Genomic DNA, 19,817 nt, shown 5'->3' with positions numbered 1-19,817 from the left:
CGAGGGCCGCACTCCGCCGCCCCCTACCACCGACATTCACCATGCCGCGAACCAAGAATTGTACCGATCGGCAGGGGGCTGCCCCGCACGGGGACGGCCCGAAAAGAACCTAGAGCGCGGGGGTTCGGTCAGAACCGGCGCTGCGTCAGGCAGCCGGCGAGCATTGTCCACCCCAACAATATGACGGCGGTCGGCTCGGGAGCGGCGGCCACCGAGCCTGAACCACGCACGCCGTAGTTGTCACGCCACACCCCGTAGTCAGTCAGCAGGGGCGCCAGGAACGCCGGCGCGTCGCGCCACACCGTATAGTCTGCCCCGTCCACAGCCGAGTCGCTGTTAAAGTCACCGGGGAGAAGTTCGGTCAGAGCGACTTCTAGATTGCTAGGATTGAACGATAGCAAGAGCTCAATCTCCGAACCGCTCTGAGTGTTGAGCTTGCCGATAGACTTCACGTACCGCGCCCAAGAATCGGGCTGCGTTCTGAACGCCACGAATTCAGGATATGCCGATACTCCTAAACTCGTCGCCGCAGTACCCCTTGTGCCGGTCTGCGGAGTACTCTCGTGCGTCTGCTCGAAACTAACCACGCGCTCTGTTACTGAAAACTCGTTCTCCCAATTGAGAGTAGACTGAGGCGCGTAGGTAATGCCTAACGCATCAGGGAATGAAAGGTCCACCGCTCCGGGCGTGTACATTCTGCCGGCGGACGAGAGTCGCGTCTCGAAGGTTTCCTCGGGGGCACCCGCCATCAACAGCTCAACATCCCAGCTGAACTCGAACAGTACAGTGCTATAGTTAGTTGTGAGAGTTATTTCGACCGGTCCGCGGCCAACAGCCGACGCTGAGCCTTCTCGCAGCTCAAAGGTGCCTTCAACTTGCGCGACAAACGTGCTCTGCGCCAAAGCCTGACAACCGGCGAAGAGGACCACAGCAACACAGATCGAGAGCTTCATAGATCGCGTCTGGAAAGGGTCGGGCAGGCATCGACACAGTAATGCAACAAACCGCAAAGGCCATCCTAGCCACTGCTCGGACCCCGCGCCTAGCTGCGGATTCGACAAGACAAGCCGGTCGGGTCCTCGCCGACCACACCCGCCCCATGCAGGCGGAGCCCATCGGATGCAGCCCACATATGGCGCAAGGATTAAGGGGGTTCTACTACTACAACCTGCGGAGCGACGGATACGGGTTTAGTTCTGCCGATTGTTCTCCTAGCCGTGTCCACCGTTCGCCAGGTAGTACCTACGCTCATTTATCAAGTAAAGACAGTTGGGTCAGTCGGCTGTTCCCTCTAGTGGCACTGCGCAGGGTCACAACAGTACCTAGGCGAACCAAAGACTGTTCTCGGCTATCTCGCAGTGAGCGGCAGCCGGCAGCCGTTGGAATCGATGTAGAAGAAACAGGAGACGCTCGCATCGCGTTGAATCGCCTCGCCAATTGGCACCAGATCCTGCATGAACCGCAGATGCGCCCGCATCGCCTCTTCGTTTGCAACCAGAGCCTGAGCGGTCTTGATCTGGTTCTCTAGGATCACCAGCTGTGGTCGTAGATGGGCGTTGTTGGCGTTTCGGTTGATAAGCCGCGTTATCCGCGCCGCGTCGTCTTGGAGGCTGTGCAGCGCTGATCTAGCCTTACTGGCGAGTTGTAGAGAGTTCTGCAGCTCGGCGGTCGTGCGACGAACGTGGCTGGCTGTTAGACCGAACTCCCTCCCGCCAGGGATCTGATAGCGGAACGAGAATTCGGATGCGCAGCTCTTGCCCCGCACCTTGAACTGGCATTCAACCGAGACATGAGGGTGCTTAGCATGGGTCAAGGTCACGGTATCACCGTCCGCCAGACCTGCAAGTTCGGAAAGATCTTCAACCCAAAGACCAGGAACTCCGACGGAAAGCACGCTCATCCGGATATCATCTGGCGGGTAAATCTTGGAGAGATCTAACTGGACCGTAGTTTTCGGCTTCTCAAGATCCACCTCTACCGCCGGCAACAGCTGCGGCGCGTTGAACCCGTATCCTCGGGCGTCGGTTCCTTCGCCGACAATCAAGAAAGACGAACGCAGGAGTTCGGCAAGCTCTTCCGTGACTCCGTTCGCCCACAGGAACTGCAGTTCTATGTCGACCATCCCCAAATGAGCAACCGTGCGCTGCGGCTCGTCAGTTTCAATGATGCTCCACCTACCGGGTTTGGCGGAGGGCTTCAGTTCGAGTGCGGGCGTATCCCGCATCACACGACACGAGTAGAGGCGGAGCGGTAGCTTCCCAGCTGACAGCCCGTCTAGCTTGAGCAGCGACACGGGCCGCACGGTATTCAAGGCGGCAGGAACGTCGAGTATGACGCCATCAGCTCTGGTCGGCGGTTGCTCGCCTCTTCCCCTCTCCGCGAAGCCCCGCAGGTCCCTCTTCGGAACGCCCTCATTCATTGCTGGCGGTGCGGCGCCGACGTTATCGCTCGGTCGTTCGGCGGGTGGCTGCTGCCCCACCCCCCCATCTGCCACGGCGTCCGGTACGTTTGGCATACGGGGTGGGAAGCGATGTGCCGGTCCAGCCCCTAGACCCGAGCGCCCAGGGCTATTGGAACCTGCCGGGGGCGTGCCCTGATTCGTCTCACGCGGTTCCCGTTGCCGAGCATCGTCAGAACCTGTCGCCGCCGGGAGGGCGGGCGAGTCCGCTACATCCGCGACCGGCTGCGCCAGCGGGCTCTGTCCGTTCAGCAAGTCCTTCAAAATGTCGCTGTTCAGCGCCAATACATAGGCGACAAAGCAGAGTCCCCCGAGCAGGACGAATAGCGAGATCCATCCCAGAATTGGACTGCGACGCTTCCGCTTCTTCCTGCCCGTGTGCGCCGAACTACGCCGAGATCCAGTTTCAACAGTCGTGAAGGGGTTGTCAGGCTCGGCTGTAGGGAGTGCTGAGCCCGCCCCCGTTTGTACAGCCGGAGAACTGCGGTCGGAGATCGCCGCCACTGCAGCGGCAGTCTGCTTCAGACTTCGGTCGTAGTGTTCCCTGCGTGATTCGTCGAGCAAGCAACGACGCGCCGCTGAAACCTCGCTCAGTAGCTTCTGGGCGTCCTGAGAGTGCTTGCCGGCCTGGAATGACCTCAAGTAGGCCATCTGCCGATCGGCCGCCGCTGCGATGACCTCCGCATCGGATTCGAACAGACGAAGTCCGAGCAATCGGTAGTGGTTGCACGGCTGCTCGTCGACAGGTATCCCGAGCCACTTGTAGTAGGGGTCGAAATTGATCGAAGCACCGTCCACGGCCATTGCAACGGCAGCCCCGCTGCGGGAAGATCAAACCTTGTCTACGCCGACCCGCATCCTAGTTAGACGGGTCGAAAAGTTCAATTCCGCGACGCACAAACCAGCTTTCACCCGGTACACAATGAGCCTACGAATCCCGGTGGGGATCGATCTCGGCACGACTTTCTGTGCCGCGGCCAGAATCAATGAAGCCGGCCGAACGGAGATCGTCGAAAGCCGACCCGGCAAGAAGCTGCTACCGAGCCTTGTGCATTTCGCACCAGATGAGGTCACGGTAGGGTTGCCGGCTGGCGAATCAGATTCTCACCCTCGCACGACCACCATTGCCAACGCCAAACGCCGCCTTGCGGGGAGCAATCGGCTCTGCGAGGTCAACGGCAAGCCGATGCCTGCCGAAGTGGTCCTTGGCTACCTGCTAAAGGACATCAAGAACACACTTTCCAACCAGCTCGGCCCGGCGTTCAGCTCAGTCATCACCGTCCCCGCCTACTTCGACGAGGTCCGACGCCAAGCAATCAAGAACGCGGGAGAGATGAGCGGCCTTGAGGTGGTCGACATCGTTAATGAGCCCACCGCCGCCGTGCTGGCGTTTGGTGAACACCTCGGCTACCTCGATAAGACTGGCGTTCCCTGCCAATCGCTTAACGTTCTCGTCTACGACTTGGGTGGCGGTACGTTCGACGTTACTGCCATCCAACTTAGAAATCAGGAGATCAAAACCCTAGCAACCGACGGCGACACCGAACTCGGTGGGCTCAATTGGGATGAGTGCCTGGCCGAGCTTCTGCAACACCGCTACGAGGAAGCGTTAGCAGCCAATCAAACGACGCTCGCCAACAATGAGCGGTATTGGTTGGAGATGGCAAACCGCTTCAAGCATGCGCTCTCCTCATCGCCCACTGCTACTGACGTTTGCGATGGGAGCGCCGGCCCTCAAGAGATCACAGTAACCCGCAACGACTTCGCAGAGGCAACCGCGCATCTAACCGATCGCACATTGTTTACGACTAGGCAATGCCTCAACGCGGCCGGCTGGGCATGGGGTGACATTGACCGCCTGATTCTCGTCGGTGGATCGACGCGGATGCCGTGCATTCGAGAGTCGCTCAGACAAGAGAGCCGACTAGATCCAGAGAGTTGTATCGATCCAGACGAAGCAGTCGCCCGTGGCGCCGCCATCTATGCACAATCTCGGCTCTCGCAACAGGGTGTCTCTACCGTGGCTAGAGAACTCACGATCACTAACGTCGCGTCGCACAGCTTGGGCATTGTGGGCGTCGACATCGACACGCTGCACCGCGAAGTCATTCATTTGATACCGAAGAACAACCCTCTACCCACCGACGTAGAGCGCGATTTTGTGACCCGCGTGGAAGGGCAAAAATCAGTAGAAGTCCAGGTCACCGAAGGCGAAAGCTCGTCACCTGAGCACAACCAGATAATCGGCAAAGCAAGAATCGTGAACCTCCCACCGGGCCTGCCAGCTGGCGCCAAGGTTCGCATCAAATACTCCTACGATGCCAACGGCTGCCTTAGTGTCGACGCCGTCGTCCCCGGGGCTGGATTGCCGGCAAAGCTTGATTTGAAGCGAGAGAAGACGCTCAACAGCAATCAGCTTTCTCGCTGGTCGGAAGTCGTAAATCAACCGGGCGGATTCAACGATTTCAGCGACGCTATCCTATCGATCATGGACGAACCCGAACTAGAGTCAGCCGCAGCGGCGGATACCAATCGGGCGTACACTCCAGCGAAACCGTCGAAACAAAGAGACCGGTCGCTCGAACCGGCTCACCCCGAAGGCGCCCCCAAGGCGGCATCATCGAAGCTGAAGCAGTCGGCGAAAGAGAGCGCGGACCGGGTGGCTTCAGGGGCGGGAGCGACATCGACAGTCCCCAAGGCAAGATTGGTCTCAAAGGGCACACGTGGCAGGCGCAGCAACCCGTTTGCAAGCCTGCTCGTGAACGGCACGATGTCGGTCCTTTCCGCTGTGGTTGGTCTTTTGCTGGGTTACTACGTCCTTTGCGTGGTCCGCCCCGAGGCCAACGTCTTGAACCTTCGATTACCGGGAGTCGACAGCCCAGCGCACGAAGTGAGCCCACCGAATGGCCCCTAGGCCGGGTCGCAGCCGGGGCACCCCTCCCCAATCCACTCTCGAACCCTCTCCGCATCCCACAGCACCCGACCGCCTACCTTAAGCGGCGCCGGCATCACGCCCTGCTTCGCCCAGCGGCGGATCGTCGAGCGGTCGGTATCGAGGCAGAATGCCAGCGAGTCGGCGCTCACCAGCAGGCGTCGGTCGAATGCGTTGAAGTCGAGGCCGGGATAAACGCCATTCTCGGCGATCTCGCTGCGGATGCGCTGCTGTGCGCCCAGCGCTTCGTGGATAATCGGGTCGGTGGATTCGCTCATGCGTACGGATGTCCCATCGGTTCTAGGCGCCGACCCATGGCGATCAGCGCGGTAGGTTCCCTCTAACTGATGACGCCACAATGGCTTGCGGTGTCTGCCCATGCCGGCGATACCCCCCTCCCCCGAATATTGCCAAAAAATGCGTGCGACTGCCCTAACGGTCTACGTTCGAATCGGCTGTAGAAACGAACCGCCCCCCCCTCCCCCTACTGCCCCTGTCCCGATTTACGATTGTGGCAGCGAACGCAGAGCGGCTGATGATTCTCGACCGCCCAAAACTTCACCGTGTCTCCGCGGTGCGGCTCGATATGGTCGACCACCGTCGCCGCAACCACCCGCCCGCGATTCGAGCAGTAGACGCAGAGCGGGTGCGATGCGAGGAACTCCGCCCGGTACCGACGCCAGCGGCACCCATACCCACGGGCCGCAGCCGACGGGCGGCGTTCACTCTGACGGCGCGGCGAGGCCCGGCAGTTATCGCACACCGCCGGCCGGTTGCGGGTGCGACGAACCCGGCAACGGCCGCAGCGGGTGAGGGGCGAGAGAGCCATCAGACTTCACCCTCCTACAGCAGCCGAGCCGCCAACCGCACCCGGTCGCCATGCCCCAACGCAGCACACAACGCCGCAGCGATTCGGTCTAGATCCGGCTCGCTGGTGCAACCATTGGTGCAACCGTTCGGAAGGAGAGGCGTAAGCCCCTGCGTATCAAGAGCTTGCAACTCTGCGCCCCTGGTCTTCGGAACCAGGGGTTGCAGGTTCGAGTCCTGCCGGGCGTGCTTCCGTTCTTAGGGGTCCGCGGCAGCCGAGCGGGCCGATGGGCTCCCCGGCGCGTCGTCTTGAAAGACCAGCTGGGAGAAGTGGTACAGCGCCTTCTTCCAGTGGTCGAAGTCGTGCCCGTGGTGGTCGACGTGCCAGACGTGCGGCACGCCCTGGTCTTTTAGGTAGGCGTGCACGTTCTGGCTGACGCGGATCAGGCCGTCGCGGTCGCCGCACGAGAGGTACAGCAGCCGCAGCTGACCGGAGGTCTGCTGCGGATCGGGAACCAGCTCGGCCGCGGGCTTCGTGTTTGGCGCCGAAGAAAAGCCGCCCACCCACGCGAACGTGTCGAGGTGGCCCAGCCCGAAGTTCAGCGACTGCCCGCCGCCCATCGACAACCCCGCCAGGGCGCGCGACTCGCGGTCCGCCTGCACGGCGTACTCCGACTCGATGAAGGGGATGAGGTTGTCCAGCAGATCCCGCTCAAACTTGGCGAACGCCGGCGCGCTGGCCATGACATTGCCCTCGGCCCGATCGTTCTTCTGGGCCCGGCCGTTGGGCATGACCACAATCATCGACTCGGCCTGCTTATCGGCGATTAGGTTGTCGAGGATCGCCTCGGGGCGTCCGCCCCGGCGCCACTCCTCTTCGTCGCCGCCGATGCCGTGCAGCAGGTACAGCACGGGGTAGGTCTTTTCCTTTGAATAGCCCGGCGGCGTGTAGACGAGCGCTTTGCGGCGCGTGCCCACGCTGGTCGAGTCGTACTCGCGCATCTGAAGTTCGCCGTGCGCGATCCCATCGCGTGGTTGGTCGAATCCTGCGGGCGGGTCGGCGAAGGCTGGCTTGTCGTCGGGGCCGAGCGTGATTGGCCCGCCAAACCGTCCTCGTCGCCCGCTACGCGCCGGCGCCCGTTCCGACCGGTCAGAAGACTCTACCGATCGACCATTGTTGGCGGGCGCTGCTTCTTGGGATTGGGCGGTCTGCAACCAGTCGCCGCTTTGCAACAGCATCACTGCGCTACAGCACAACGCCACAGTAATTCGGTTCATGGGAGCCTGCCGACTTGAGGAGTGGGGTCGCACGCGGCGTTCCGTGCGCGGTCTCACAGTATACCGGCCCGCAATAGCCGCTGCACCAATGCCACGCCGCTAAGAAATGCGCGTGCCAAGCGGCGCCGCATCACTACCTCGACAATTCGATCACCGTCAGCGACGACGCCGGCGCGGTGTAGTCGATCGCGTCGCTGAGATCGAGCGTTGATTCCCGGGGCAGGGGAGGGCCGTCGGCGGCAGGAGCGAGCGTCTTTACGCGAGCGGCGGAGGCGAAGGTCTCCCACCCGGCAAGCTCCAGTGAGAGCCGGCGGTCGGCGTCGGTCGCGTTGACCAGCTTGAGGAATACCTGGCCCGACCCGCTGTCACGGACCACCGACAACGGGAGCTCGGACTCGCAGGCCAGGTAGATGTCGCCGCTGGTATTGGAGAACATCCGCTGCACATGGTAGCTGGGGGTCAGCCGGACCTCGCGGTTGGTGAAGTAGATCAGGTTGGGGTCCCACTGGGTGTGTCCGATCTTGCCCAGCAGCGGCGCGTACGACGCCAGCCGCACGATGTCCGCGTTGCGTTCCAGGTGCGTCAGGTAGGCCGCCTCGGCCAACGCGGCCCGCAAAGTCCGGCGGCGGCGGTCGTCGTGGGCGGCGTACTCCCCCAGGTAGACCGCCGACCGGGCGCGGTCGTAGCTGTCGTACCGCTGGAGGTTGTCGTGGAACCAGTTGGGCGGGCGGTAGTAGTGCTCGTCAACCATGGCCACCTTCAGCTGGTTGGCGATCCGCCAGCCTTCCTCATAGTCGGGGCCGTCCGGCGCGGGGCCGACCGTGCCGATCACAACGATCTCCGGGTGCGCGGCGGTGACGGCGTCGTGGATCTGGCGGAACCGCTCCTCGAACTCGGGCGTGATGTGGTCCTCGTTCCCCACGCCCAGGTACTCCAGGCCGAAGGGTTCGGGGTGTCCCATCGCGGCCCGCTTGGCGCCCCACCGGGAGTCGGCCGGGCCGTTGGCGAACTCGATCAGGTCGAGTACCTCCTCGGTATAGGCGGGCATCTCGTCGAGCGGGATCCCACGCTGCCCCTGCCCCCACTTGCGGGTGACGCTGGCGCCGGCGTTCTGGCAGCAGACGCCGGCCGGCACCACCGGAACGGGCTTGGCGCCGATGTCCTCGCAGAACTGGAAGTACTCGAAGTAGCCCAGGCCCAGGCTCTGGTGGTAGCGCCAGATGTTGCGCTGTGACCGGCGCTCGTGCACCGGGCCGATGGTGTCCTGCCAGCGGTACATGTTGTCGAGGCCGTCGCCGTGCACCAGGCAACCGCCCGGGAAGCGGACGAACTTGGGCTCGAGGTCGGCGATCGCCTGGGCAAGGTCCTTCCGCAGTCCATTCTTCCGGCCATGAAACGTGTCGCGGGGGAAGAGCGAGATCATGTCCAGCGCGACGCGGCCGACCCCGCGCGACAAGACCACCAGCCGCGCGTCGTCAACCGTGGCGTTGGGGGCAAGTTCGCCGCTAAGTTTTGTCCAGGCCCCGCTGGGCGCTGCCAGCTCGAGTCGGGCGAGTTCATCACCAGCGGCCGACTCGAGCAGAACAACCAGCGGGCCGCCGGCGCCGGCGACCTGCCGCGCGAAGACCGAGAAGTCGTACGCGTCGCCCTCGGTCACGGCCAGCCCATGGTAGCCGCCGTTCTCGACGCCCACCTCACCCTCACCGTTCACCACACCCAGCACGGCGTAGTGGGGGTTGTTGGAGTGCAGCGGCTGATTGGCCTCGACCACCACCTCGCCTCGGCCGCCGTCGCGCTCGACAAGCTTCCAGCCGGTCAGGGCGTCCCAGCCGCGGCGGTCGGCCGAGGAGAACTCGAACGAGCGGTTCTCAACCAACTCCGCGTACAGCCCGCCGTCGGCGGCGAAGTTGAGGTCCTCGAAGAAGATGCCGTGCAGGTCGGCGCTGATCGGCTTGCCCTCCTGCCCCAGGTCGACGCTAACCACGCCGGGACCATCGTCAGCGGTCGTCTGGCCGCTTGCAGTGGCCGGTGCGAGGATGGTCAGGAGCGCAAGCAGCAAGAGGGGGTAGCGGGGCGTCACGGGCCTGTTCCAGAGGAGAGTAGTCAGTCATGGCGAGGCGGGGCGCCCGCGGATTCCGTGCCATTGTAATCGACACGCCGGTGGTGGTGTGGTCCTGACGATTGTGCGGGGGCGCCCTCACGCATCCCAACCTGGAGCGGCATCGTGTCAAGATCGGCGTGAGAAACTCCACCGCATTGGCTTGCCCATCGCCTGCGGTGAGCTACGTTGCAGATAGCCTCGGTTCGCCGGCTAGCAAGCCGTGGCGAATCTTCATCTCTGGCGTGCCAAATCCACGCCGGGCCAGTCCTTCAAGCTACGTTACGACAGGGTGTTTACCCGCAGCCGACCGCTGCCATGAAACCCAGCCGAAATGGCGCCTGCCCCGCCGTGGGGCGCCGCCGCGTTGAACGTAGCCAGCCGTGAATCTGCACCATCACGCCAAGCGGCAGCCGCCGCTGGAGAAGGAGACGCCCACCATGTCCACGCTTCTAGACTACCAGATGTCCCGCATCGCGACCGAGCACGCCGCGACCCGCACGCCCCGCGTCCTCTGCATCGACGACGACCCCGATATCCACACCAGCATCGAGCTGGCCCTGGGTCGGTACGACGTAGCGGTCGAGCACTCGTACTACGGGATGCAGGGGATCGTCGACGCGTTGGGGCAGGGACCCGACCTGATCATCTCTGACGTCGCGATGCCCAACGGCGACGGCCGCTACCTGGTTGAGAACCTCCGCCGGAACACGGCGACCGCCCAGACCCCGATTATCGTGCTCTCCGGCATGAGGGACCCCGCCATCCGCAGCCGGCTGTTGCGTGACGGCGTCAACGCATTCCTGCCGAAACCGGTCCGCTCAACAGAGCTGATCCGGCAGATCAGCGAATTCATTGAGCTCCGCGAACGGGACGACCGGTAACGGCCGCGGTCCGACGCCCGCGCTGGCGGGCGGATTAATTGCGTTACTCTTTTCGGGAGACCAGGCTGATGCTGCGCACACCAGAAGCCACCGACCGTGAATCCGACGTGATGGACGCGTTGTTCGGCATTCTAGGCGTCGAGGACGAGGGCGCCCTGACCGAAGACGCGCCCGCCACCGAGGCCCCGCTGTCCGACGCGCCGTGGGTGCTGTCCATCGAGGACGACGACCACGTCGCGCTGGCGCTCAAGCTGCGCCTCGACGAGGTCGGCGTCGAGTTGGTCCGTGTCGCCGCCGGCGCGGACGGCTACCGCCGGGCATTCCTGGACGCGCCGCGGGCGATCCTGCTCGACTACGAGCTGCCGCAGGGCAACGGCGACTACGTGCTCCGGCGTCTCAAAGAGACGCCCGCCACGCGCGACATCCCGGTGATCTGCCTTACCGGGCGGCGGGAGGGGAGCATCGAGCGGCAGATGCGTGGACTTGGCGCGGACGAGTTCCTCACCAAGCCGTTCAACTGGCGCCGGCTGTGGGAGTGCCTGCGGCCACGGCTCGAGCAGTGCGCGGCCATCGACTGACGCCATCGCTACACCGGCTCGGCCTCCCGCGAACCCTCCGAGCAGTAAAGGTCGATTGCGTCCGCTAACGCTAGAGCGTCCAGACGCAGACGCCCAAACTCGGTCCGGCAGTCGCGGCGGTTTGGCGCCTCGGCTAGCGACTCTACTTCCTCGGCCACACTCACCATCTGGCGCCGCTGGAAGAACCGCAGGGCGTTCTTGAGCTTGTGTATGTGCCGGCCGACTGAGTCTAAGTCGCCGGCGTCGCGGCTGCTTACGGCGGCGGCGATACCGTCGATCGTCGCCCGGATCTCGGCGGCGTAGGCTGACGCGATCTCTTGGAGGGTCTCGCGATCGCCGCCAACCTGCGCTAGCAACTCGTCCCAGGGAAGATCGCCGTTGTCGGTCAGCTCGGCCTGTACGGCAACAGGCGCCGCGTCCGTCGGCAGCTGAGCGCCGACCACCTTGTCGATAACGCCTAGCAGCTGGTGGGCGCGGATCGGCTTGGCGAGGTATTCGTCCATGCCGGCCTCTAGGCACCGCTCGCGGTAGCCGGCCAGGGCGTGCGCGGTCATGGCCACGATCGGCAGCCGCGCAGCCCCCTGCTGCTCGCGGAGGCGTATCGCCGCGGTCGCGGCGAAGCCGTCCATCTCCGGCATCTGCACGTCCATCAACACCAGGTCGAACCGCTGCGCCGCGCTCACGTCAACCGCCTCGCGGCCGTTCTCGGCGACCACGACCTCGTGCCCCTCGCGCCGCAGCAAGGCCAACGCCAGCTTCTGGTTCGGCAGGCTGTCCTCCGCCAGCAGGATCTTGAGGTCGCGCCGCCGCGGTTGATCGCCGCTCGCGTCCGACAGTCCGGCGGGGTCGTTTGCCCGTTCGTCCAACCCAGCCACCGGCGTGAGTGCGCGCAGGATAGCGTCGCGGAGCTCGGATTGCTTGACCGGCTTGCTCAAGCGTGCGGCGATGGATGACGCCTCCTGACTCGCCTCGTCAGCGGCGCGGCCGGACGAGTCGAGCAGAATCACCGGCAGTCCCTGGGTGTGCTCTGCCTCGTCGATGCGGGCGGCCAACTGGAAGCCGTTGATCCCCGGCATCTGCACGTCGGACAGAACGATTGAGTACGGCTCCCCTTCGCCGTCCGCGGCCGCCAGGAACTCGAGCGCGTGCCGCCCGTCCTCGGCGACCGCCACCCGCAGCCCGAACCCTTCGAGCATTTCCGTGAGGATCAACCGGTTGGTGGCGTTGTCGTCCACCAGCAGCGCACGTCTGCCGCGGAGCTCGCTCCCGGCCAGCGGCGTCGGCAGGGCGGGGGGGGACGTGCCGACGCCGAACGGGGCGCGGAACCGGAAGGTGCTGCCGGCGCCCAGCACGCTCTCGGCCCAGATCTCGCCGCCCATCTGCCGCACGATCCGCGTGGAGATCGCCAGCCCCAGTCCGGTGCCGCCGTGCCGCCGCGAGGAGCTGGAGTCCGCCTGCTCGAAAGCGTCGAAGATGCTCGACAGCTTCTCCTCCGCGATCCCGATGCCGGTGTCCTCGACCGCGAACAGCAGTTCCACAGACCCGTCGTCCGGGCCAACCGGGCCGGTCGGCGCGACGTCGATGCGTATGTGGCCGCTGTCGGTGAACTTGAGGCTGTTGCCGACCAGGTTGACCAGCACCTGCCGCAGGCGAGTCGGGTCGCCTACCAGCGTCTGGGGCACCGCCGGGTCGACGCGGAACGCAACCTCGACGCCGCGTTCGTGCGCACGGAGCGACAGCGTCTTGAGCGTGTCGCCCACCAGGTTGCGGACGTCAAAGTCGATTGCTTCGAGCTCGAGCTTGCCCGCCTCGATCTTGGAGAAGTCAAGGATGTCGTTGATGATGTCCAGCAGCGCGTCGGCGGAGGAGAGCACGGTGTCCAGATGGTCGCGCTGCGTGGCGTCCAGGTTAGAGCCCAGCACCAGCTCGGTTAGGCCGATGACGGCGTTCATCGGGGTGCGGATCTCGTGGCTCATGTTGGCCAGAAACTCCGACTTGGCGCGGGAAGCCTGCAGAGCCTGCTCGCGTGACTTCACCAACGCGTCCTCCGCCTTGCGGCGGTCGGTGATGTCCAGGATGGCGCTGAGCACGAGGATCCCCTCGTCGGTGATCACCGGGTTAAGCCCGACCTCGATGGGGAACTCGCGGCCATCGCTGCGGACGCCGCGCAGCTCGCGGCCGTCGCCCATCTGCTGCGACCGGGGTCGGTTGAAGAAGCCCTGCACCTGTCGCCGGTGCGAGGCGTGGAACCGCCCCGGCATGAGCAGCTCGACCGGCTCGCCCTTGAGCGAGTCGCGTGAGTAGCCGAACATCCTCTCCGCCTCGGCGTTGACCAGCACAATCAGGCCCTGGTCGTTGATCATGACCATCGCGATGGGCGAGGACTCGACCGTCGCCCGCAGGCGGCTCTCTAGGATCCGCTGGTCCCGGTCCGCGGCGGCAAGCGCCTCGTCCCGCGCGACGAGCGTGCGCCGCATCTGGTTGAAGGCGCCGGTGAGCCGGCCGATCTCGTCGTCGGTCTGCACCGGCAGGTCGTCGGACAGCTCGCCGCCGGCGAGCTGCTCCGTGGCTAGAGAGAGGTCGACGATCGGCCGCGCGAGACGCCTCGCGCGGCGGTCCGAGACCACCAGCGCCACCAAGCCCATGCACATCAACAGGGTGGTCGCGGTCACGACCGCCGCCGACGCGTAGTTCGACAACAGCCGCGTCTGGTCGTCGACCTTGGCGCTCATCTGGGCGGTGATCTCCTCCAGCAGATCGCTCGCGCGGTTGGCCAGGGGGATGGCGTCGTCGGCCAGCCGCGATTGGGCCAGGTTGGAATCCTCAGCGCTTGTGGCGGCCAACGCCTGCGCCGCCAGGCTCTCGTAGGCTCTGACCTCGCTGGCGATCACGCCCAGCAAGCCCTGCTGGGTCGATGTGAGCTGGTCGGCGACACCGTGCAAGTAGCGGATCCGGTGGTTCACCAGGCCGGTCGCGTCGTAGAACGCGGCGCTCTCGGCCGACGCGTCGCCCTCGATCCGCGCCGCCAGCAGGCTGCGGCTTAGGCTGAAGAAGCCGCGGATGTCGGCCATCGCGGCGAGCATCTCCTTGCGGCCGGCCTCGGGCAGCCCCTTCTCCAGGTTGATGCAATCGGTGACCGCCTGGAACACCACCCGCGCAATCGGCTCCACCTCGCGCGTCAGCGTCGAGCGGGCAGGGTTGTTGCCGGGCGTCTGGGCAAGCTCCTCGATCCACCACTGCGCGTCACGCAGCCGCACCAGCACCCGCTGCAGCTCGTCCAGCTTGTCCCCCAGGCCGGGACGCGGCCATTCCGAACTCGACTTGCGCAGCTCGGCCAGGCTGGGTTCGATGTCGTCGGTCCACGCGCGACGGCGGATGCCCTTGAGCTCGGGGTCGCCCAGCACGATCCATCCCCGGAGCGCCGCTAGCGACCGCTGCACCGCCGCCCGCGCCCGCATCGACTCGCGGAGGGTCGGGCCGGTCTCGGTGGCCAGGGTCCACACCACGGCGTTGAGCCACATGGCCAGCCACAGCATGGCCACCAGCGACAACAACCCGAATGACGCCACCGTGAGGTGCGAGCGGCGGAGCTCGATCCGCAGGCTCCCCTCGCCCCGGGAAGCGGCCGCGGCCGGCGCTTCGGCCAGCGGTTGCTGCTCGCCGGGCTCCATCTTAGCGCGCCCCCGTCATCAACCAATCGGGCTGCAGGCCGGCGTGTGCGCGGAGCTCGGTGAGCTGCCGCTCCAGCAGGCCCACCCGCTGGTAGACGTCCGACGGGAACTTGCGCCCGACGTAGTACACGGCGGGCGGTTCGGGCAGCCCGCCGTGCTGTGAGTGCAGGTACGACACCTCCGACAGCACGAGCGACGCCAGGTGGTAGACGTCGCTCGGCGCCGCCTGCTCGATATCCGCCTCCTCGACATGAAGCTCCAGCAGCGGCTGACCCGCCCCCGCTGAGATCTCCCGCACAATCTCTCGGCAGCCCAACAGCCGCCGGTAAACGTCCCCAGGCCGCCGGCCAACCACGTACTCGGGTTCGGCTGGGATGGTCACCGCGTCAGGGAACACCTCTAGCAGCCGAGCGGTGTAGCCCACTGCGCGGGTGACCTGCTCGAACACGTCGCTCGGCGCGACCTGCTGATCCAGCAGCAGGTTCAGCTGGCGGTTGGCCTGCACCACGGCGCAGAACAGGTCGCTAGGGGTTTGCTCGCTCTCCGGCAGTCCCGCGCCGCTCGGCGCCTCGACCCCGAGGTGGCGGCGCACCTTGCGGAGCAGCGACAGCACCGCGTCCGCCATCCGCAATGAATCCGCGGCCGTGACCTCGGCCCCCTCTGGGCGGCGGGCGATCGAGTGCTCGCGGAGGTGCTGGAAGCAGAGCCGCTCGGCGTTCCGGAACGTGGCGACCAACTGGTAGTAGACCTCACGCGCGTCGGCGCCGTTCACGTCGAGGGCCGGCTGCTTGTTGACCGGTTTGCCCATGTAGAAGCGCAGCGCCTCGAGCTCGGCGCCGATCGCCTCGACCTTGGACCAGATCCTCTGGCTGTCGTCGTCGGCCAGGCCGATCCGCTCGCTGCCCGCCGCCCCCACAGGCGCCAGCGTGCACGCCACGGCCACCGCCGCGAACAGCAACTCGCTACGATAGCGCATAGTGGGCCTCCGCCTGCTGCTCGTTGTTGGAGGCGGCCGCCGCCGCGTCGACCGTCGGCAGGGTAAACCAGAACGTGGTGCCTACGCCAAGCTCCGACTCGACCCAGATCTCGCCCTCGTGCTGCGCGATAATCCGCTTGCAGGTAGCCAGGCCGATGCCGGAACCCTCGTACTCCGACTTCTGGTGCAGCCGGCGGAACGGTGCGAAGATCTTGTCGTGGTCCTCCGGCGCGACGCCGATCCCGTTGTCCGCCACCGAGACCAGCCAGCGTCCCTGCTCCGGGCGCGCGCCGATACGGATCACGGGCGTGGCGTCGCCGCTGAACTTGATGGCGTTGGCCAGCAGATTCTGCAGCAGCTGCACCAGGCCGAAGCGGTCGCCCAGCACGGTCGGGAGCCCGTCCGCGTCGATGACCGCGCCGGTCTGCTGGATGCGACGCTGCAGGTTGGCGGTCGCCGCGTCGACGACCTCGGCCAGTCCCACCGCCTCAAGCGGCTGCTGCGAGCGGCCTACCTCGGCGTACTCGAGCAACGCGTCCAGCAGACGGGACATGTTGTCCGCGCCGTCCAGCACCCGGGTGAATACGCCGCGGGCCTGATCGTCCGCCTGGTCGGCGAAGCGGTCCTGCAGCCACTCGACGAACAGGATCACGCCCGCCAGCGGCTCGCGCAGGTCGTGCGCAGCAACGTGGGCAAAGTCCTCCAGGTCGCGGCGCTGCTCGGCCAGCAGCCGCTTGAACCGCACCTTCTCGATCGCGTTGGTCAGCGACCGCTTCACGCCCGCCGGCGTCAGGCCGGCCTTGACCATGTAGTCCTGGGCGCCGAGGCTGAGCGCCTCGACCGCAACCTCCTCGCTCCCGTTGCCGGACACCGCGATGATGGGCGTGTCGTCCCCGGCGGCGCGGATTGCGCGGATCACCTCCAGGCCGCTGTCGCCCTCGAGCAGGTAGTCGAGGAACACGCAGTCGAAGCGGCCCTGCGTCATCTCGTGGCGAGCATCGGCCGCGGACTCGACGTGCAGCGCGTCGAAGCTATCGCCGAGCGCCTGCGTCAGTAGCGACAGGAGGAACCTGGCGTCCCCCAGACTGTCGTCGATGATGAGCAGAATGAGTCGTTTCTGGTCCACGGACGGGCCCCGCTGCCGGTTGGGTGGCTGGGTTGCCGGGCGTCCGTGCCGGCTGCGGGTTCACCCGCGAGAGCTAGGGATCGGCGGCCGGCGTTGGCCGACGCGAGGCTTTGTCGATCGCCGAAGGCCCTGCGGGTGATGCCGGATACGCGGCCCGGCCGCCGCTCCGTTCCCCACGGCGCAACCGGCGCAGCCGACGTCACCCGACCGAGACCAGCTGGGCGGCGCCGTCCGGCTCCGCGCTGATCGGCACGCCCAGCAGCGTGCGGAGGATCTCGATGTGCGTCACCGAGTGCCGGGTCAGCGGCAGCGTGCGGAACCGGCTGGCCAGGCCGTGCCGCCAGGCGATGATCCCCAGCGGCAAGAGGAGCTGATCGGCCAGGTGCTTGCCCACCGGGGCGTCCGACGCCAGGTAGTTGCGGGCCTGGTTGACCGCCTCGGACGCCACGCGTTCCGCGCGGGCGCCGTGACGGCCGAAGCCGGTGAACAGCTCGCGCAGGCCATCGTGGTTGACCTCGATCATCACGATGTTGCCGGGCCCGGCCGAGTCGTTCGCCTCGTAGGTGTGCAGGCAATCGGGCGGCCAGTTCAGCTTCTTGGCGATTGTCTGCAGCTCACGATCGGCAATCACCTTCGGCAGGTTCGCCACGATGGCGGTCGCGGAGCGGCAAAGCAGCTCGCCCCGCTCCAGCAGTTCCAGCCCCAACGCTTCGGCCACCGGTTCGATGCCGACGCTGAACCGACCGCCGCCCGCCGGGTAGAAGCCGTGCCGCTCGAGCCCCGCGGTGACCCTCGCGCCCAGCCGGCCGAGCAGCGGGAAGTAGACCTGCGCAAGGAAGTCGTACGGCGGCGCCCACTGGTTGTGCGTGCCGCCCTCCACCACCACCTCCGACGGCCCATCGGCAAACATCAACGCCGGCAGCACCGTCTGCAGCACCAGCGTGCCGCTGCCGGCGGTGCCCACCGAGAACTCGTACCGGCCGGGCCGGACGCCATTCGGCGTGAAGGTGATCTCGGTGGAGCCGACCGCGTCCCCCTCGACGCGGGCGTCGCCCACCTCGGCCGCGGCGCGCACCGCGGTCAGGTGCTGGCGCATCAGCCCCGGTTTGTCGCGGCCCGCACGGATGTTCTCGATCCGAACCGGCTTGCCGGTCACCAGCGCAAGCGTGAGCGAGGAGCGGAGGATCTGCCCCCCGCCCTCGCCCTGGGCGCCGTTGATGGTGGTGATCTCGATCTGGTTTTCCTCCGATTGGTGGCTACAAGACGGTCTAGTCGTCCGCCTTGTCGCCGTCCTTTATCACAAACCGCGCCTTCAGCCGCGCGACTTCACTGGCCAGTCCTGCCGCTTTGACGGACCGCAGCACCTCATCAAAATCCTTGTAGGCGGCGGGCGCCTCGTCGATCGGGTACTGACGGCAGTTTGACAGGATGTCGGCCGCGTCGAACGACGCGTCCACCTCACGCTGGTCGAGCGCCCGCTTGGCCGCCTTGCGGCCCAGCTGACGCCCCGCGCCGTGGTTGACGCTGTAGCAGCTCAGCTCGGCGCCCGGGTCCGCCACCATCACCGCCGACCCCGCCTGCGGGTTGCCCGGCAGCAGGATCGGGTGGCCGGTTTCGGCGAACGGCGTGCCCGCCAACGCGTGGTGGCCCGCCGGCATCGCCCGCGTGGCGCCCTTGCGGTGCACCCACGCCGGCCGGCTGTCGACGATCTCCTTCCGCGCGATGTTGTGGCTGATAAAGTACACCAGCCGGCCGGTCACGCCCGGGATCACCTCCTGGAACGCCTCGAGCACCAGCGCGTTGATCAGGAGGTGGTTCACGGTGGCGAAGTTCGCGCCCAGCGCCATGTCGTCCAGGTACGCGTCGGCCTCGGGCGTGCCGAGCGGCGCGTACACCAGCTCGCGGTCCTGGCCCGGCAGCGGGATGTCCCAGCGGTCGAACTTTTGCTGCAACGCCTTGAACTGGCCGGTAGCGAGCTGGTGTCCGATGCCGCGCGAGCCACAGTGCGACAAGAACGCCACGCCGCCGTCGATCAGGCCGAACGCGTCCGCCACGCGGCGGCTGCGGTCGTCCTCGCCGAACTCGACCACCTCGCACTCGCCGAAGTGGTTGCCGCCGCCGTACGAGCCAAGCTGCGTCACCTTGCCGGCGAAGTTGTGCATCTGCGGCATCAGCTTCTCCAGCCGCAGCGCGAGCGACGCGGTCGAGTCGTCGTGCCCCACGTGGGCCGAGTCCTCGCACCGCTCGGCCCACTCCGGCGGGATGCCCAGCGCCTCGCACACGCCGCGCGACGCGCCCTCCACCAGCACGCGGCGTCCGAGCGCCTCATCGACGCGGCGGGACTTGGGCGCGTTACGCTGGCCGCGGCCGGCGCCGGTCGGCGTCCGCTCGCAGATGGCGTTGATCAGCGCCCGGCGGGTCGGCTTGTCGATGACCGCGTCGGCCGGCAGGCTGGTCTGCAGCAGGCTCATGGAGCACTTGATATCGACCCCCACCGGTCCCGGGTACACGTGCGTCGGCGAGACCATCACGCACCCCACGGGCGCCCCGTACCCGCAGTGCGCGTCCGGGTTGAGAACCAGGTCGGTCACGCCCGGCGCGGTGCGCGAGTTGATCGCCTGCTGCAGGCAGAGCTCGTCGAACGTGCCCCGGATCGCCTCGGTGCCGATGACGGTGATCGGCTTGTGCTTCCCGCCGGTCGGCAGGATAGCGGTCGCCTCGCCGTCGGCGATAATGCCGTTGTTCGGCTTCGTTTCGATAGTCTGGCTGGACATGGCAATTAGACCGCGGCGACAAGGAATTGAAGAGACGCAGGCTTGGCGCTCTACCAACTGAGCTACAGCAGCACGCGGCCGCTGGCGGGGATCGAACCCGCGACAATCAAGGTGATGTAGTCCCTCCGGCATTCGCCGCAGTGTCTCCTATTTGTAGTTAAGAAATCAAAGGCAAAAGGACGCGACGACAAGGATTGACGAAACGCGTTACGCGCTCTGCCAGACTGAGCTACGG

General features: G+C 66.0%; 14 protein-coding genes and 1 tRNA gene. 4 read left to right on the top strand and 11 right to left on the bottom strand.

The window, feature by feature from the left end; translation table 11 throughout:
• Positions 1-128 precede the first annotated feature (128 nt).
• Both KOR34_RS09615 and KOR34_RS09610 read right to left on the bottom strand, forming a co-directional pair.
• Positions 129-953, bottom strand: a complete 825-nt coding sequence (locus KOR34_RS09615) for a hypothetical protein (RefSeq protein WP_146564376.1) — start codon at positions 951-953, stop codon at positions 129-131.
• A 395-nt stretch (positions 954-1,348) separates the two neighbouring features.
• Positions 1,349-3,262 carry a hypothetical protein gene (locus KOR34_RS09610; RefSeq protein WP_146564374.1) on the bottom strand — a complete coding sequence of 638 codons (1,914 nt, stop codon included), beginning with the start codon at positions 3,260-3,262 and terminating at the stop codon, positions 1,349-1,351.
• Between the two features lie 118 nt (positions 3,263-3,380).
• Between KOR34_RS09610 and KOR34_RS09605 the strand changes: the two genes are divergently transcribed.
• A complete protein-coding gene (locus KOR34_RS09605; RefSeq protein ID WP_228714561.1) occupies positions 3,381-5,372 on the top strand; it encodes an Hsp70 family protein in 1,992 nt (663 codons plus the stop codon).
• Here KOR34_RS09605 and KOR34_RS26595 read toward each other — a convergent pair.
• The gene (locus KOR34_RS26595) at positions 5,369-5,668 is read right to left on the bottom strand and encodes a helix-turn-helix transcriptional regulator (RefSeq protein WP_197531286.1); all 300 of its coding nucleotides are present in this window, start codon (positions 5,666-5,668) and stop codon (positions 5,369-5,371) included. The genes KOR34_RS09605 and KOR34_RS26595 overlap by 4 nt on opposite strands.
• A 206-nt stretch (positions 5,669-5,874) precedes the next feature.
• Positions 5,875-6,219 (bottom strand): HNH endonuclease, encoded by a 345-nt coding sequence (locus tag KOR34_RS27475; protein WP_146564370.1) that lies wholly within the window; start codon positions 6,217-6,219, stop codon positions 5,875-5,877.
• Between the two features lie 123 nt (positions 6,220-6,342).
• Here KOR34_RS27475 and KOR34_RS26590 point away from each other — a divergent pair.
• Positions 6,343-6,446 (top strand) — tRNA-Arg (locus tag KOR34_RS26590).
• Between the two features lie 9 nt (positions 6,447-6,455).
• Here KOR34_RS26590 and KOR34_RS09590 read toward each other — a convergent pair.
• Positions 6,456-7,475: an alpha/beta hydrolase gene (locus tag KOR34_RS09590; RefSeq protein ID WP_228714560.1), complete on the bottom strand. Its 1,020-nt coding sequence runs from the start codon at positions 7,473-7,475 to the stop codon at positions 6,456-6,458.
• A gap of 133 nt (positions 7,476-7,608) precedes the next feature.
• Positions 7,609-9,555 carry an alpha-L-arabinofuranosidase C-terminal domain-containing protein gene (locus tag KOR34_RS09585; protein ID WP_197531285.1) on the bottom strand — a complete coding sequence of 649 codons (1,947 nt, stop codon included), beginning with the start codon at positions 9,553-9,555 and terminating at the stop codon, positions 7,609-7,611.
• A 401-nt stretch (positions 9,556-9,956) separates the two neighbouring features.
• Here KOR34_RS09585 and KOR34_RS09580 point away from each other — a divergent pair, with 401 nt between their 5' ends.
• On the top strand, positions 9,957-10,457 hold the full coding sequence (locus KOR34_RS09580; protein WP_146564368.1) for a response regulator: 501 nt from the start codon (positions 9,957-9,959) through the stop codon (positions 10,455-10,457).
• Positions 10,458-10,525: 68 nt separating this feature from the next.
• On the top strand, positions 10,526-11,035 hold the full coding sequence (locus KOR34_RS09575) for a response regulator (protein WP_146564366.1): 510 nt from the start codon (positions 10,526-10,528) through the stop codon (positions 11,033-11,035).
• An 8-nt stretch (positions 11,036-11,043) separates the two neighbouring features.
• On the opposite strand, the gene KOR34_RS09570 is transcribed toward KOR34_RS09575, so the two are convergent.
• The 5 genes from KOR34_RS09570 to KOR34_RS09550 form a co-directional block, all read right to left on the bottom strand.
• On the bottom strand, positions 11,044-14,706 hold the full coding sequence (locus KOR34_RS09570) for a hybrid sensor histidine kinase/response regulator (protein ID WP_146564364.1): 3,663 nt from the start codon (positions 14,704-14,706) through the stop codon (positions 11,044-11,046).
• A gap of 1 nt (position 14,707) precedes the next feature.
• Complete coding sequence (locus KOR34_RS09565) at positions 14,708-15,682, bottom strand: hypothetical protein (protein ID WP_146564362.1); 975 nt, start codon at positions 15,680-15,682, stop codon at positions 14,708-14,710.
• Entirely contained in the window at positions 15,669-16,808 is a 1,140-nt protein-coding gene (locus KOR34_RS09560; protein WP_146564360.1) for a sensor histidine kinase, read from the bottom strand. The genes KOR34_RS09565 and KOR34_RS09560 overlap by 14 nt, the downstream gene beginning before the upstream one ends.
• Before the next feature lie 199 nt (positions 16,809-17,007).
• Entirely contained in the window at positions 17,008-18,027 is a 1,020-nt protein-coding gene (rtcA, locus tag KOR34_RS09555) for an RNA 3'-terminal phosphate cyclase (protein WP_228714657.1), read from the bottom strand.
• A gap of 49 nt (positions 18,028-18,076) precedes the next feature.
• On the bottom strand, positions 18,077-19,582 hold the full coding sequence (locus KOR34_RS09550; protein ID WP_146564356.1) for an RtcB family protein: 1,506 nt from the start codon (positions 19,580-19,582) through the stop codon (positions 18,077-18,079).
• Between the last annotated feature and the right edge of the window lie 235 nt (positions 19,583-19,817).

Source organism: Posidoniimonas corsicana, from assembly GCF_007859765.1.
Taxonomy (GTDB): Bacteria; Planctomycetota; Planctomycetia; order Pirellulales; family Lacipirellulaceae; genus Posidoniimonas; species Posidoniimonas corsicana.
Note: the sequence above shows the minus strand (reverse complement) of the source record. Positions and strands in the feature narration are given on the sequence as shown.

Excerpts from the sequence above, each read along its gene's own strand:
- KOR34_RS09615 (WP_146564376.1), bottom strand. The coding sequence starts at position 953 with ATGAAGCTCTCGATCTGTGTTGCTGTGGTCCTCTTCGCCGGTTGTCAG.
- KOR34_RS09610 (WP_146564374.1), bottom strand. The coding sequence starts at position 3,262 with ATGGCCGTGGACGGTGCTTCGATCAATTTCGACCCCTACTACAAGTGG.
- KOR34_RS09605 (WP_228714561.1), top strand. The coding sequence starts at position 3,381 with ATGAGCCTACGAATCCCGGTGGGGATCGATCTCGGCACGACTTTCTGT.
- KOR34_RS26595 (WP_197531286.1), bottom strand. The coding sequence starts at position 5,668 with ATGAGCGAATCCACCGACCCGATTATCCACGAAGCGCTGGGCGCACAG.
- KOR34_RS27475 (WP_146564370.1), bottom strand. The coding sequence starts at position 6,219 with ATGGCTCTCTCGCCCCTCACCCGCTGCGGCCGTTGCCGGGTTCGTCGC.
- KOR34_RS09590 (WP_228714560.1), bottom strand. The coding sequence starts at position 7,475 with ATGAACCGAATTACTGTGGCGTTGTGCTGTAGCGCAGTGATGCTGTTG.
- KOR34_RS09575 (WP_146564366.1), top strand. The coding sequence starts at position 10,526 with ATGCTGCGCACACCAGAAGCCACCGACCGTGAATCCGACGTGATGGAC.
- KOR34_RS09570 (WP_146564364.1), bottom strand. The coding sequence starts at position 14,706 with ATGGAGCCCGGCGAGCAGCAACCGCTGGCCGAAGCGCCGGCCGCGGCC.
- KOR34_RS09565 (WP_146564362.1), bottom strand. The coding sequence starts at position 15,682 with ATGCGCTATCGTAGCGAGTTGCTGTTCGCGGCGGTGGCCGTGGCGTGC.
- KOR34_RS09550 (WP_146564356.1), bottom strand. The coding sequence starts at position 19,582 with ATGTCCAGCCAGACTATCGAAACGAAGCCGAACAACGGCATTATCGCC.